This is a genomic window from cf. Phormidesmis sp. LEGE 11477 (assembly GCF_015207105.1).
In the GTDB taxonomy this organism is placed as follows: Bacteria; Cyanobacteriota; Cyanobacteriia; order Phormidesmidales; family Phormidesmidaceae; genus Phormidesmis.
The window spans coordinates 186,024-201,590 of sequence record NZ_JADEXO010000001.1; the positions used below are offsets into that span (position 1 = coordinate 186,024).

The window sequence follows — 15,567 nt, forward strand, 5'->3', positions numbered from 1 at the left end:
TTTTCGTACACCGTATGCCTTTGGTTGCTTTTACAGTTTTGCCATAGGATAAAAGAATCCCCTAATCTGTCTACTTAGCTAACCTTCTTCAGCCAATACTTCAACCAAGCTTCTATGAGTCTGATTACCTTTCAATCTGTCAGCAAAGACTTCGGTATCAAAGAAGTGCTGCGTGAGGGATCGTTTAGCATCGAACCCGACGATAAAGTCGGCGTTATTGGTGTCAACGGTTCTGGCAAATCGACATTGCTAAAGATGATGGGCGGCATCGAACCGATCGACAGCGGTCAGCGATTGACAAAGTCTGGCGCGAGGCTGGTGTATCTACCACAACAGCCAGATATCGACGAAGATCTGACGGTTCTAGACCAGGTATTTGCTGACTGCGGTGAGCAGATGCAGCTAGTGCGAAAGTATGAAACGCTGTCGCACCAGATGTCTCAAGCGACCGGCAAAGAGCTCGATCAGCTAATGAACCAGTTGGCAACCGTCGGCGAAAAGATGGAGACTTCTGGCGCTTGGGAGCTAGAGACTAATGCCAAGATTATCTTGAGCAAGCTAGGCATCGAAGATTTTGACGCGAGAATCGGCGATCTTTCGGGTGGCTATCGCAAGCGCGTGGCCCTGGCAACCGCGCTGATGAGCGATCCAGATCTGCTGCTGATGGATGAGCCGACCAACCATTTAGATGCTGAGTCAGTGGAGTGGCTGCAAGACTATCTGGGCCAGTTTCGCGGGGCGCTAGTGCTGATTACGCACGATCGCTATTTTCTAGACAAGGTCACCAACCGCATCATTGAAATTGACCGCGCCGATCTGTACACGTACGCAGGTAATTACGCCTACTACCTAGAGAAAAAAGCCGACCAGGAAGCGTCAGCAGCCAGCTCTCAGCAAAAGTTCAAAGGCATGCTGCGACGAGAACTAGCCTGGCTACGGCAAGGGCCAAAGGCGCGTAGTACCAAGCAGAACGCGCGAATTGGGCGGATTGACGAAATGAAGGAGAAGATCTTTAAGGAGACTCAAGGAAAAGTTGAGATCGACACGGCAGGGCGGCGAATCGGGAAAAAAGTAATTGAGCTAGAAGAGGTGAGTAAGTCGTTTGGCAATCGCGCTCTAATCAAAGACTTTACTTATGAATTTACCGCGAGCGATCGCATTGGCATCATCGGCGGCAACGGTGCTGGCAAATCCACCTTGATGAACATCATCACGGGCAAGCTCGAACCCGACAGCGGCAGCGTTGACATTGGCCAGACCATCCATATTGGCTATTTTAATCAGCACTCCGAAGAGCTGCTCGAAGCGCTCAACGACCAGCAGCGGGTGATGGACTATCTCAAAGAAGAAGGCTCGTTTGTCACCACCGCCGACGGCAGCCAAATTAGCGTCTCTCAGATGCTGGAGCGCTTTTTGTTTACTAGCAACCAGCAATACACACCCATCCATAAGCTCTCCGGTGGAGAAAAGCGTCGCTTGTTCCTTCTGCGCGTCTTGCTCAGCGCCCCTAACGTTTTGATTCTAGACGAGCCCACCAACGATCTAGACGTGCAGACCCTGACCGTTCTAGAAGACTATTTAGAGAGCTTCACTGGTTGCGTCATTACCGTCTCTCACGATCGCTATTTTCTAGATCGCACTGTGCAAAACATCTTTGCACTAGAGCCCGGTGGAAACATTCGGCGCTATCCGGGCAGCTACAGCGTTTATCTAGAAACCAAGAAAAAAGAAGACGCTGCTCAAAAAATAGAACAGAAGTCAGCTCAGACCCAAAAAGTAACGGATACAGAGAAACAGAAAAGCGTTAAACCTTCTCACAGCTCTGCTAGCAAAAAAGCTTCAAACAAAGAGAAGCGAGAGTATGCCTCGCTAGAAACAAAGATCCCCCAGTTGGAAGCTAAAAAAGCAGAATTAGAGGATCTGCTGTATCCGACGCCACCTAGTGACTATGAGGAACTGCAGGAGCTGTCCGAGCAGATAGCCAAAATTTCTAACGAAATTGATACCGCAACCGAAAGATGGATGGAGCTAGCTGAACTGATTGCTTAGAGCTACCTAAGACAGATTATGAATATTAATGCTTCTATTATCGACCAAAGATTGACTTCGCTAGTTGCGAATATTCAAACTCAGATTCAGACTGAGCTGAAAATTGTTGAATCAGTCAAGGTCAAATCTGTAGCTTTTGTGTATCTGTGCGTTCAAACGATCCTAGATTTAGAGCATGCCGAAGCATTTGATTGTTTAACAGAAGGTGGAGGTGACTTTGGTGTAGATGCTATTCACATCTCCGAAGAATATGACGGCGAGTTCACAGTTAGTTTATTTCAGGCAAAGTATAAAAAGAATTTAGAAGGTGATTCTAACTTTCCTGAAAATGGCATTAAGGCATTGATCAATGCTATTAACTATTTGTTTGACCCATCCGCTCAGTTGGAATACACTAATCGACGATTGCTAACTAAAGTAGAAGAAGCTCGCAGTTTGATTCGTGATGGCTATATTCCTCAGGTAAGAGCGATCGCTTGCAATAACGGCTTGACGTGGAATGACTCTGCACAAGAAGAAATCAAACGCGCTGGTTTTGGTGAACAGGTATCCTGGGAGCATGTGAATCACGAACGCTTGGTGAGCGTTTTACAAGCTTCAAAACCAGTTAAAGATACTTTACAGCTTGTTGGTGCTGCTGTTGTAGAGGATATGAACTACAGCAGAGTGTTAGTTGGTAAAATTTCTGTGCTCGAAGTGGCTGCCCTCATCGAGCGACATGGAGAGCGACTATTAGAACGCAACATTCGCCGCTATCTGGGTTTGCAGGGGAATCGAGTCAATGAAGCGATACGCGATACGCTTTTGAGTGATGAGAAAGCCAACTTTTACTTTTACAACAACGGTCTGACGCTAACCTGTGATACTTTTGTTTATAATGCGCTACAAAATGGTGATTATCGAGTCCGCGTTGACAATTTACAAATTATCAACGGGAGTCAAACCTGCTTAACTATCTTCAGAACGTTACAAGAAAACATTGAAACCAATCAGGATAATTCGGCTTACGTTTTACTTCGTCTATATCAGCTGCCGCGTGACAATAATGAGCTGATACAAAAGATCACCTATGCTACAAATAGTCAAAATCCGGTAGATCTGCGCGACCTACGTGCCAATGATGATCGTCAGCAAAAATTAGAAATAGATATTCAACAGCTAGGCTATCAGTATCGTCGAAAACGCTCAGAATCAAGCACCCGTTCAACGGACATAACTTCGGGAGTGGCCGCTGCAGCGGTTCTGTCCGTATGGCGTAAAAAGCCTCACCAAGCCAAATTTTTTGCTAGGGAGCATTTTGGCAAGCTGTATGACTTTATTTTCACTAATCGATTAAATGGAGCGCAGGTAATTATCTCTGTTCAGTTGTTTAGGCTTGCCGAAAATCGACGGAAGCGACCAGAGTCTACTGATCTAGAGTTTATTCGATATGCCTCCTATTTTATTGCAATGCAAATGGGGCAAAAACTATTAAAAGATATCGATATTCGCTCAGAAGACGAGCTGGATCATACTAATTTCGACCAAGCGTCGCAGCTTATAGAACGTCATGGAGAGAACTATCTAACTGACGCTGTTGAAGATGTTCGCCAGGCACTGAAAAGTTTGTACGGGAAACAGACTATTTCTTTTCAGCAGCTATCAGCGACTTTTCGCAGAGGTGATTTGATCGAGAAGCTACAGCAAATAGCGTGATTTTTGTTTGTGTTTAGAAGCGATCGCCCACGCTAAACAACACATTGATATCCCCTTGGTCATTGGCACCTAGCTCTACTCTACCTGTGGCAAAATCGGTGACAGCTCGTAGACCGATGCCGCCGCCGAAACCGCTACCGGGCTTATCTCTTGCTTCACCCGGAATGCCGATCACAGTATCGCCCGACCCTAAATCACTGCCAAAGTCTGTGAAGAGCGTACCGCCTAGATTAATTTCTCTGTTGAAGGTGTTGAAATTAGCGAGAGGAAAGCGATATTCAGCGGTAGCTTGAACAAAGCTGCGCCCGCTGCCCACCTCGCCTCGTTCATAGCCACGAACAGAATTAGGGCCACCGAGGCTAAAGGCCTCATACGGTGGGGCGTCGCCGATGATAGTGCCGCCTTGAGCGTTGAGTACCAGAGTGCGATCGCCCTGGGCAAATCCAAACAAATTCAGCGGCATGAAGTAGGTATAGCTAGCACTGATGCGATTAAAGAAGATACTGGCATTGCCCACTGGAATAGACTGATCAACACCAATCAACAGTCTCGATCCGCTAGCAGGATTGATCGGATTGTCTCGATAGTCTAGCTCGCCAACTAGGTTGATAGTGAGTAGATCGTCCGCGCCACCCTCGCTAACAGTGAGCGAGTTGCCGACTTCATCAAAGGCAAAAGTATCGTCTGAAAAAGCGGCATCTCTAACGGTCACACGCTGATAGGAGAGCCCTACTGCGCCCGATAGCGCCGAATTAAACTCGCGGAAATACTCTGCGCCGCCGCCAATACGATGCACCCAAGGATCACCGCCGCTAGGTGTATCAATATCGATTTCGCCTTCGTCGAATTCAGTTTCTACACCGCGCTGATTGGCGAAGTTGATCGCCAGCCCTGAACTGTCATCTAGCTGGTAGGAATAGTCAAGCTCAACGCCCAGGGCATTGATACCGCCGACAACACCAACCGCTAAGGATTGGCCGCTATCACCGATATTGGCAAGTCCGCCAAAGGCACTAATAGAAAATCCGACAGCGCGATTAGAAACGGTGTCGGTAACATCAGGCCGTAGTGGCCCTCTCAGCGCGGTGGGTTCTGAGAATCTGCCAAAGCCATAGAAGAGTTTGTTCGGTTCTTGCGCGGTGATGACTAACGCAATCTGCTGAGGGTCGGCGGTCGGTTCATCTGTGAAGGTGATTTGCTCAGCGAAATCTTCAACTTTTGCAAGGCTCACTTTAACAGCATGCGGATCGTAAGGATCTCCGGGCTGTAGGTTGAGCGCCTGGAGAAAGCCGTGTGGATTGGCAATTAGACGCAGCCTGCCAAATTCGTCGAGGACGCGAACCTGGATGTCGGCGATAGTTTTTTCGGCTGTTGGGGAGATGCCTACTGAAGAAGTGTCTGGCTGAGAAGCTCCTGTTTGTGGCCTGTTGGTTGGGAGAGCACTTGGAAGTGCATCTGTGGGTTGAGACGCGATCGCCCGCCCACCAAATAACAACCCGTTCTCAATACCATCAGTTCCCATACCCAACGCTAATGTAGAACTGACTACAGCACCTAGCGCGAGCTGGCCTACTCTTTTCAACTTCCGAGGAAAAGCGTACGACAGTAAATAAGTTTTCACAGGGTTTTTCACGAGGCTTTTCACAGAGGGGCGATCCAAACAACAGCAAGTCGCTGCCTACTAGACAGCGACTCATAGAATACAGTCCTCACAATACAGCGTAATGCTGTGGTGATGACGTCAAATTGGATTAGCCAAGACCGCCAGCAGTCGGATTAGGACCTGCTAGGAAGTTCTGGGACACCTCATTAGCATCAAATGACTGATTGTAAATAGCCACCAGATCCAAAGTGCCTAGCCAAGGCCGCTCAGCAGAACCCAGCTCATTGCCCAGGGCAAACTGATGCGCTGACCCCCAGTTAGAAAAGTTGCCTCCTACTGTGTCAGTACGAACCAAGTCGCCGTCGACAAAAATGGAGGCATCTCCTGCTGCTGTGCGGGTATAAACCACATGCGTCAGGTCAGTACTGACTGATCCACCTGGAGAAGCCACAGAGCGTCTGCCGTTTTTAGAAGTGGCAGTTGTTCGCAGCCGGACGTCGAACTTGTTGCCAGCCTGTCCTAGCGTGAAATTGCGGCGGCGCGTATTTTTTGAGAGGGTGGCAATTCTAGCTGGGCCGCTCTGACTGATATTCTCGGGTGTTATCCAAGTCTCGATGGTGATATTACCGTCATCCAAACCGTCAATTAGCTTGGTAGCAGATTCATCTGAAGAAATCAAAGTAGCATCATTTAGAGTCAACGAACCGTCACCCCAAGTCACACCTGTTAGATCGTCAATACTCAAATCGAGAGCATTACCTTCCCCTGATGTATCCCCAACGGTATGACCGCTGCCCTCGTCAAAGGTATAGAGCGCCAGAAGCTGATCGGTAACACGACCAGCGGACTGATTCAACTCGTCTGCACCGTCAATAGTCACCGTCACCGTTGCAGTATCGCTACCACCGTTGCCATCCGAGACGGTGTAAGAGAAGCTATCAGTAGCGGTTTCACCTTCGGCCAGCGACTCAAACTGACCGTCTGGATTATAAGTAAAAGTGCCGTCGTTGTTGTTGGTAACTAGTCCTATGGTGATAGTCGTATCGATATTGCTGACGCTGAGCGGATCTTGGTCAGCGTCACTATCGTTGTCGAGGACGTTGCCGGTAGTAAAGGCTATGTCTTCACTAGTCGTGAACGCAGCGACAGCGCCTGTCCCTGGGTCATCAGCTGCGACCGGTGACTGATTCTCGCTCACCTCATCCGCACCGTCAATAGTTACTGTCACCGTTGCAGTATCGCTGCCGCCGTTGCCATCCGAGACGGTGTAAGAGAAGCTATCAGTAGCGGTTTCACCTTCGGCCAGCGACTCAAACTGACCATTTGGATCGTAGGTAAAGGTGCCATCGTTGTTGTTAGTGACTAAACCTAGAGAAGAAGTCGTATCGAAACTAGTGACACTAAGTGGGTCTTGGTCAGCGTCGCTATCGTTATCGAGTACATTGCCGGTAGTGAAGGCCGTGTCCTCATTGGTCGTAAACGCAGCGGCAGCGCCTGTGCCTGGATCGTCTGCCGCAGTAGGTGAATTGTTGCTAGACGAAGGGGTTAGATAGGTCTGCTGAATGTAGCTTTCGACTGTATCAAACTCGTTTGTATCTAAAGCGCGATTATAGATAAATGCAGCAGCGACACTCATTGGCGTCACTCCACCATCGAGGTTTTGGCCAATCAGCAGCTTTTCAAGCACTGTGTTGTAAGTTTTGTTGCCAGAATCAATCTCTACGCCGTTTACGTAGTGCTTGAAGGTTGTACCATCAAATACCACAGCATGAGAGACAAAGCCACGCTGCTGACCCGTATTAGGATCGATCACACCATCGATGCTAGTACGCTCATCGTTTCTTCTTCCCCAGCCTTGAACGGTAAAGTCGTCGTCATTTCCATTTAATGTCAAACCAAAAGCTTGGTTCTTAGCGGCTTTACCGTACGCTAGACCAGCGTATTCATCATTAGTGACGTCCTCATAATCAACGACAAAGAACATTGTGCGAGGATCGTTCCCGCTAGCAAACCCTTGTAGCGCCGCGTCACGGAAGAGATAGTCACCACTGCCATCTAATACAACGGCAGACTGACCAGATGGCGTCGCATTTTCGACTAGCTGCGGATTGCCTGCTACCAGCAAGTTGTTACCAAAATCAGACTGGTCGGCCCATCCGGTTACTGTCGTACCGTTCACGCTGATTCCAGTAGAAGCTTCTATTCTAAATACCGGATCGTTAGACTGAGAGACTACTGCATCTACGCCCTCAATAGTGACGGTGACAGAGGCAGTATCGCTGCCGCCGTTGCCATCGGAGACGGTGTAGGAAAAACTATCGGTAGCTGTTTCGCCTTCGGCAAGTCCTTCGAACTGACCGTTCGGGTCATAGTCAAAGGTACCATCCTCGTTATCGGTGACTAGGCCCGTAGTAGAGCTGGTATCGATATTACTAACGCTGAGCGGATCTTGGTCAGCGTCAGTGTCATTCGTGAGTACGTTGCCGGTAGTAAAGGCTGTGTTCTCATCGGTTGTGAACGAAGAAATAGTATTTCCATCTGGATCGTCGGCTGCGACTGGTGGCTGGTTCACACTTACCTCACCCGCGCCGTTGATAGTGATCGTAACCGCTGCAGTCGCCTCACCCCCATTACCGTCTGAGATGTTATAGGAGAAACTATCGGTAGCTGTTTCTCCTTCTTCGAGAGTATCAAACTGCCCATTCGGGTCGTAGGTAAAGGTACCGTCTCCGTTGTTGGTGACTAGTCCTACTGTGACAGTTGTATGGATATCGCTGACACTCAGCGAATCTCCGTCAATATCGCTGTCGTTATCGAGTACATTACCGGTAGTGAAAGCTGTGTTCTCGTCGGTCGTGAATAGAGCTGTATTCCCACCCTCTGGATCGTTGACTGCCACCGGTAGATTGTTACTAGACGGCGGGGTTAGATAGTTCTGCTGAATGTAGCTTTCGACCGCACCAAACTCGTTTGCGTTCAAAGCGCGATTATAGATATACGCAGCCGCAACACTCATCGGCGTCTCACCACCGTCTAGGTTCTGACCTATCAGCAGCTTTTCTAATACCGTGTCGTAAGTCTTATTTCCAGAGTCAATCTCCACACCGTCTACGTAGTGTCTGTATGTAGTGCCATCAAACACGACGGCATGCGAGATAAAGCCGCGCTGCTGACCGCTATCAGGATCGATCACAGCGTCAATATCAGTGCGCCGATCGTTGTTGTTGCCCCAGCCTTGAAGGGCGAAGTCGTCTTCGTTGCCATCTAAAGTCAGACCAAAAGCCTGGTTCTTATCTGCCTTACCGTAGACGAGGCCAGCGTACTCGTTGTTGGTAACATCTTCGTAGTCCACAACAAAGAACATCGTCCGGGGGCCGTTTCCGCTTGGAAGTCCGTTCACCGAACCCTCTCGGAAGAGAACATCACCATCACCATCCAAGGCAATTGCAGGCTGGCCAGATGGGGTAGCGTTTTCAACGAACTGCGGGTCACCCGCTGCCGATAGGATGTTGCCAATGCCAGATTGGTCAATCCATCCCGTGACGGTCGAGCCGTCTAAACCAACTTTAGTAAAGGCTTCTACCTGAAATACTAAACCTCTGGTAACCGGTAGCTGATTATCGATACCCACTCGAATAGGAACCGAATCAGAAAATACTGGATCGGCCTTGCCGTCTGAGATAGTAAAGAGAGCGTTGTATATCCCGTCATCTGAGTAGGTATGGGAAATTTCAATATTGCCATTAGCATCGGGGTTGCCAGTGACAACTGGTGAACCATCGCCGAAGTCAACTGTGTAGGTGAGTGCGCCAACTGGGTCATTGACGTCAGCAACAGTCGCCGTGAAGGTGACCTGGTCGCCGGCCTCAATAAACCCAAAATCTGAGCCAACTGACTGAAACTCAGGCGCACTATTGACACTACCGGCAGTGATAGTGACAGGTTGGCTCAGCGTTGTATTAGATCCATCATCGACACGGAGCGTGACATCGTAGATACCTTCAGACGTGTACGTATGAGAAACCGTGATCTCACCTGTAGTTGGATCAGGCGCGCCAGTGGCTATCCTACCATCGCCAAAATTGAGGCTATAGTTCAATCCGGTAAGCGGAGTATCATTGTCACCAACAGTAACGCTGTAGAGAACATCTAAGGGTACCTGCGTACCGGCCTGGTCGTTAGGATCACCCTGGCTATCGGTCACGCTAGGAGACATTAAAAAAGGTGCCATATTTTCACCAAAGGTGATGCGCTGCACCGTACTATTGCCTTCTAAGCCAGGTATGCCCTGAGGAACGTACTTGATGTAGTATAGGGCTCCGTCAATGCCCTCTTCTAAGAAGACTACTTGAGTGATGTCATCGCCCTCAGGAACGAGTTCGTAGTCACCTTCAACCTGATCGCCTGTATCATTCAAGTCAAGAAACTTGATGTAGTTATCTTTGTAATTACCGAAGAAATAAACGCCGTCAAACTCTTCTGGGAACATATCGCCCCGGTAGACAAAGCCACCTGTCAAAGAAGAGTGAGGCTCGTCGTAAATAGGTGCCGAGAAGTAGTCGCCGTTACTAGGATCAGCTAGATCAGTATCAGGCTGCGGAAACTCAACTGGGTTAAACGGTGACTTGTTCGGGTTGTAGAGAAGGGTGCTATCAACGCCTTCATAGAAGTTCCAGCCGTAGAAAGCGCCACCTTGATCGAGTGAAACCACATGAATATCGTCGGTTGAGCGTCTACGATTACCGCCCACTTCGCCAATATAGCCTTTGCCGTATTCGTTATCAAAAGCAAACCGGAACGGATTACGCAGACCGTAAGCCCAGATGGATGGATCAGGCTGGTACGGCTGCCCATCGTCTGCCAAAGTCGGATAGGGGCCATCGATGACACCATCGACATAGGGATTAGCTGGCCAGCCGTCTGTACCATCTGGAATCGTGCCATCACGGTTGATGCGGATGATCTTGCCGCTGGTGCTTTCTAGGTTGAGCGGCACATCGTCATCTGCGCCGCTTTCACCGCCGTTAGACGTGTTGAACTTATCGGAGCTAGTTAACCAAAGCTTTCCGTCTGGGCCAAAGTCTAAGCCGCCGCCGTAGTGACAGCAAGAGTCATAGCCATCTGTGTCGGTCCAAAGGATCGTCTCGCTGTTACGCCTGGCTCTACTAGAAAGTCCACCTGAGCCTTCTTGGTGCTTATAGCTAGCGATTACAGCGCGATTAGTGTTGCCTGAGCGCGTATAGAAAAGATAGATTTCGTTGTTACCGCTGGCTGGGTCGGGGTCAAAATCAGGGGGAATAGCTATCTCTAGCAGCCCACGTTCTTGCCCGGAGTTAACAATATTGGAGATATCTAGATAGAGAGACTTCTGCCCCGAGTTAGGGTCGGCGATGAAGATTCGCCCGTCCTTCTCTAGCAGCAGCATCCGATTGTCAGGCAGAAAGCTGAGGGCAATTGGCGCATCGAGTCCGTCAGTAATCACGCCTTCGTTGACAAATCCATCCAAGTTAAAATCGGCCATTCAGGAACTCCTGTCCATGTTAATTACTTTAAAAATTCGGTGATGAGGGTAGAGACGTCCTAAAAAATCAGCTTTGAGGAAAACTATGAAGAACAAGACAAATAATGCTAAAGCTTTGACTCAATAACATAAATGACTGTCGTTCGTGGACTACTTTCATGAACTAGTAGACGCATGATTTTTCCTCACGCGATTTAGTCCTTGGAAATTTCCTTCGAGACCTTGGTATAACTGACTTTGAAAACTTGCCAGAGATACTCCGTCTAGAACAAAATTATAGAATCGCCTGCGGGGTTTTGCTACGCATAGCCTCCGCAATTTTACTTACTCTAAATTCAACTATCTCTTCTGTGAAGAACACGACAAGTTGCGCTAAAGCGTTGTTGTCTTATTCTGTGAAAAGCACAACAAGTTGCGCCAAAGCTCAGACTGACTTCAGATACAAAAATGTGCAAATACCCGTAGAGAGAGGTGTGTCTACGTACGTTGCTAGCCGCATACCCCATTCCTGCACCAAACTTTGCCGGTGCTATTTTGTTTTGGCCAAGTAAGAGAGCTATAGTTACTGCCCAAGCGGTGCTGTTTAAGAGTGACTGCCCAAAAGTGACTATGCGAGAAAAGCTTGTGAGGGAAGACCGTATCGGTGCAGCCCTGCATTTCTATCAAGATGCATTTTATACTAAAAATAATATGAAAGCCGATGGAATGGCACGCTGTTTCTATGATTGGTTCTAGCAAGCTTACCTTAAGGCTGAAACCCTGTGCAAAAAGTGACTGTTCTTAAAAACAGACAGATGAACAACAGAGCAACAGAATATTTTTGTTTGACTGGCTATGAGCTACTTTTATAACCATTTTTTCTCTACTTCTTTTGATGGAGATAGCAAAGCTACGACTTTGGATAAAGCACTCCTTCGACATACTCCTACGACATAGTGATTACGCAGCTACCTAAGTTTTGGATGCTGAGACGTTAAGTGCTGTTAAGCGTACTTCTTTCTAGCGACTTTCATCTTATTCTTATCGCTTTATCCTGCTTGTTACTGCCTTAGTTTTGTAGACTTTGGACCTACAGTATGTGACCTGATGCAGTTCGATTGATATACTGTCCCATGCCAGCGCTGCCTAGCCACTGCTCACCCTCTACAATTAACTTCCCGCGTAAAAAGACTTTTTCGACTTTGCCCTGTATGCTCCGGCCCTCGAAAAGAGAGTAATCTACGTTTGAATGGTGAGTATTAGCACTTAGCGTATGTTCTTTGGTGGGGTCGAACAAGATAATATCGGCGTCGCTGCCGACGGCGATGGTTCCTTTTTGGGGGAATAAGCCGAACATTTTGGCTGGTGCGGTGGCGGTTAGCTGTACGAATCTGTTGAGGTTGATTTTGCCTGTCTGCACGCCGCCATCGTATAGCAGTTCTAGCCGAAGTTCTACGCCAGGAGCACCGTTGGGAATTTTGTTGAAGTTATCTTGACCGTAGCGTTTGGACTTGAGCAGCCCCATTGGATTTTCGTTGAAGCAAAAGGGGCAGTGATCGGTCGCAACAATTTGCAAATCGTCAAATCTAAGGCCGCGCCAAAGTTCGTGCTGGCAGTGATGGTCGCGTAGGGGGGGAGTCATGACATATTTAGCACTCTCAAACCCTGGATGGTCATATTGAGAATTGTCGAGGAAAAGATAGTGTGGGCAGGTTTCGGCGAAGGCGTGGATGCCGCGATCGCGCGCTTCTACAACGGCATCCAAGGCTTCTTTGGCCGAGAGATGAACAATATACACCGGCACTTCTGCGAGCTCTGCAATTCGGATTGCTCGGTGGGTGGCTTCTCCTTCCATCAGCCTGGGCCGAGTCAGCTGGTGAAACTTAGGAGAAGTGTTGCCCGCCGCCAGCGCTTCTTCTATTAGGGCTTGAATCACCATGCCGTTCTCAGCGTGGACATTGACCATGCCACCGTGACTGCCAACTTTTCGCATGATTTTGTAGATGGCCGCGTCATCTACCATCAGCACGCCTGGGTAGGCCATGTATAGCTTGAAGCTAGAGACGCCTTCGTGGTTGACCAGATCTGGGAGCTCTGCGATCGCATCGGCATTCGCATCGGTCAAAATGACATGAAAGCCATAGTCCACACAGCATTGCGGCGCGGCATCTGCCAGTCTGCGATCGAGCGCTAGCTTAGGGCTTTCCCCTTTAAACTGCTGAGCAAAGTCGATGATCGTGGTCGTGCCGCCAAAAGCAGCAGATTTAGTCCCACTTTCAAACGTATCGCAGGTATAGACGCCGTCGCCCATCGGCGTTTCCATATGAACATGCACATCCACGCCACCGGGCAGCACCAGTAGGCCGGTGGCATCGTGAATTTGGGCCTCTTCTACCGCTAAGGAGCGGGCGATCGCCTCAACTTTTCCGTCTTGAATCAGCACGTCTGCTATGTAGTCATCGACGGCGGTGACGACTCGGCCACCCTTGATCAGCGACTTGCTCATTTGATCAGCTCCTTTTTAGCTTCTTCTTAGTGCTTGCTTGACTTCTTTAGTCAGCTTGACTTTTTTTCTAGTTTGCTTTGGTTAGCTTGGATGCTGTTCTTTGTAAGCAGCCCATCCACCAAGATGTGAAATATCGGGATAGTTGTTCTCTTCTATCAGCGCTTTGGGATAGAGCATCGCGATCGCCTGCTCTCCATTTTCCAAAGTAATCTCTTCTGGATACATATCTGGCGGTTCTGTCGAGACCAGATATTCGTACTGTTCTAAAGTCAGCTCGTACAGTTCCCCTGGAATAGAGACACCGTTTTCAGCAGTTTCATAAATACCTGGATGCCAGCCGTCTTTGACTGAATGCAGCCGATAGCGGGGTGCCGTTTTGGCTGCTCGAATCAGCGTAGCCGACTGCAGATTTTGATGGTCGGGCTGGCCGGTTAGCGCTGAGCCACAGATAAAAACAAACTTAGAAGGAATTTTCGACATAGAAGAAGATAGCGTGATTTAGTTGACTGTAGGGTTAAACCTAACTAGCCAACTTTTAGCAGAAATTAGTTCTTGTGTAGGGCAAATGATACTTAGTGATACTTAGGGCCATACCTAAGGCGATACTTTGGTAAGGCGATACTTTGGCCAGCAGAAGTCGCCATTCATTCGCTTTCTCGCTTTCTATAGTCTGCGCCTGTGAGCAGAGCAGCCCGCGATCGGCCCAGAGCAAAGGGAAATTCGCTCGATATTTGGATAAACCGGATACAGTCCTTGCTTCTGCCCAAAGCTTATGATCAGGTATTGCGGTTCAAAAGAAGTCAAACGTACTACGTCAACCCTAGCTCGGTCTCGATCGGCAATATCGCTGTTTCTAAGCCTTTCCCTATCGTGAATGCATATGGCTCTATCAACGACTAAGTCACCAGTTTCTGTAGCGACTGAGCACTCAGTCGCTGACCGTAAAGCAGAAGCGGCTGGCGTCTCCCTGCGCTCAGTGACTAAAAAATACGGTTCTTTTACCGCTATTCAAGACATCACCCTCGATATCCCAGCCGGTGCTTACTGTTGCCTGCTAGGACCGAGCGGCTGCGGTAAGACCACGGCGCTAAGAATGATTGCTGGGCATGAAACCGTTACAAAAGGTGAAGTCTACATCGGTGAGCGGCAAGTGACCCATCTACCGCCTGCCAAGCGCAACACGGCGATGATGTTTCAAAACTACGCACTTTTTCCTCATAAAACTATCTGGCAAAACGTGGAGTTTGGGTTAAAGATGCAAAGGGTCTCGGCGCGCGATCGCCAGCAAAGAGTCGGCGAGATCCTAGAGCTCGTTGGGCTTAGCCACACTGCCAAACGCCGCCCCGATATGCTCAGCGGCGGTCAGCAGCAAAGGATTGCCCTCGCTAGAGCCTTGGTGACCCGGCCTCAGGTGCTGATGCTAGATGAACCGCTTAGCGCCCTCGACGAAAATTTGCGGGTTAGAATGCGCGGCGAACTACGCAATATTCAGCAACAGTTCAAACTTACCTTCATTCAGGTCACTCACCATGTAGAAGAAGCATTTTCGCTTTCTGATCAGGTCGTCGTTATGAATCATGGACATATTGACCAAGTCGCTACGCCAACCGCACTCTTCAACGCACCCGCCTCTCAGTTCGTTGCCAAGTTTATTGGAGACAATAATATATTCACTGGCAAAGTTGTTGGCACATCTTCTAATAAAACCGATCGCGAGCTGATCGAATTAGACGTTGAAGGCGTTGGGCCAATCTTTTGTCAGGGAATTCCTACCCCTAGAGGATCTGAGGCTGCCTGCTCTATCAGACCCGATCTAATCGAACTATCGCCGTCGCCAGATGGCTTTTCCAACAATGCCTTTTCTACTAATGGAGCGACCTCATCCCTAAGCGCGACTCGAATTAATGCGGTTACAGCGCGAGTGACAGACGTAGAAATGACTGGCTACGTGACTCGCGTTTCTCTAGTTTTAGCAGCGACCGGGCAAGCCTTACTCTACAAGGCTCGAACGACCGACTGGGCAAATGCCAATCTTACTGTCGGCCAGGCTGTTTCCGTGCGCTGGGCTGCAAGCGACTGTGTTTTCCTACCTTACTGATTTAGCCTGTGCCGGCACTAAAATTTGTAAGGAAACGGACGTTGTTAGTATTTATTTTTCACGCACTGTTGTTTAATAAGCTATCTCTGCTAGATTCACTTATTAGTTTCAAGAAT

General features: G+C 48.8%; 7 protein-coding genes. 3 read left to right on the plus strand and 4 right to left on the minus strand.

Annotation, left to right across the window (positions count from 1 at the left end):
* Positions 1–114: 114 nt before the first annotated feature.
* Both IQ256_RS00730 and IQ256_RS00735 read left to right on the plus strand, forming a co-directional pair.
* Entirely contained in the window at positions 115–2,049 is a 1,935-nt protein-coding gene (locus IQ256_RS00730) for an ABC-F family ATP-binding cassette domain-containing protein (protein ID WP_193853244.1), read from the plus strand.
* 18 nt (positions 2,050–2,067) lie between these two features.
* Positions 2,068–3,744: an AIPR family protein gene (locus IQ256_RS00735; RefSeq protein ID WP_193853246.1), complete on the plus strand. Its 1,677-nt coding sequence runs from the start codon at positions 2,068–2,070 to the stop codon at positions 3,742–3,744.
* Between the two features lie 13 nt (positions 3,745–3,757).
* On the opposite strand, the gene IQ256_RS00740 is transcribed toward IQ256_RS00735, so the two are convergent.
* The 4 genes from IQ256_RS00740 to IQ256_RS00765 all read right to left on the minus strand — a co-directional run bounded on the left by IQ256_RS00740 (position 3,758) and on the right by IQ256_RS00765 (position 13,833).
* Positions 3,758–5,266 (minus strand): BamA/TamA family outer membrane protein, encoded by a 1,509-nt coding sequence (locus tag IQ256_RS00740; protein ID WP_193853248.1) that lies wholly within the window; start codon positions 5,264–5,266, stop codon positions 3,758–3,760.
* A gap of 229 nt (positions 5,267–5,495) precedes the next feature.
* Positions 5,496–10,868, minus strand: coding sequence for a cadherin-like domain-containing protein (locus IQ256_RS29355; RefSeq protein ID WP_228024440.1), 5,373 nt, complete (start codon positions 10,866–10,868; stop codon positions 5,496–5,498).
* Positions 10,869–11,937: 1,069 nt separating this feature from the next.
* Entirely contained in the window at positions 11,938–13,353 is a 1,416-nt protein-coding gene (hydA, locus tag IQ256_RS00760) for a dihydropyrimidinase (protein WP_193853249.1), read from the minus strand.
* Positions 13,354–13,434: 81 nt separating this feature from the next.
* Entirely contained in the window at positions 13,435–13,833 is a 399-nt protein-coding gene (locus IQ256_RS00765) for a gamma-glutamylcyclotransferase (RefSeq protein WP_193853251.1), read from the minus strand.
* A gap of 400 nt (positions 13,834–14,233) precedes the next feature.
* On the opposite strand from IQ256_RS00765, the gene IQ256_RS00775 reads away from it, so the two are divergent.
* Positions 14,234–15,451, plus strand: a complete 1,218-nt coding sequence (locus tag IQ256_RS00775) for an ABC transporter ATP-binding protein (RefSeq protein WP_193853255.1) — start codon at positions 14,234–14,236, stop codon at positions 15,449–15,451.
* Positions 15,452–15,567: the final 116 nt, after the last annotated feature.

What these genes read in the sequence shown, in the direction of transcription:
- IQ256_RS00730 (WP_193853244.1), top strand. Translation starts at nt 115, where the DNA reads ATGAGTCTGATTACCTTTCAATCTGTCAGCAAAGACTTCGGTATCAAA.
- IQ256_RS00735 (WP_193853246.1), top strand. Translation starts at nt 2,068, where the DNA reads ATGAATATTAATGCTTCTATTATCGACCAAAGATTGACTTCGCTAGTT.
- IQ256_RS00740 (WP_193853248.1), bottom strand. Translation starts at nt 5,266, where the DNA reads ATGGGAACTGATGGTATTGAGAACGGGTTGTTATTTGGTGGGCGGGCG.
- IQ256_RS29355 (WP_228024440.1), bottom strand. Translation starts at nt 10,868, where the DNA reads ATGGCCGATTTTAACTTGGATGGATTTGTCAACGAAGGCGTGATTACT.
- hydA (WP_193853249.1), bottom strand. Translation starts at nt 13,353, where the DNA reads ATGAGCAAGTCGCTGATCAAGGGTGGCCGAGTCGTCACCGCCGTCGAT.
- IQ256_RS00765 (WP_193853251.1), bottom strand. Translation starts at nt 13,833, where the DNA reads ATGTCGAAAATTCCTTCTAAGTTTGTTTTTATCTGTGGCTCAGCGCTA.
- IQ256_RS00775 (WP_193853255.1), top strand. Translation starts at nt 14,234, where the DNA reads ATGGCTCTATCAACGACTAAGTCACCAGTTTCTGTAGCGACTGAGCAC.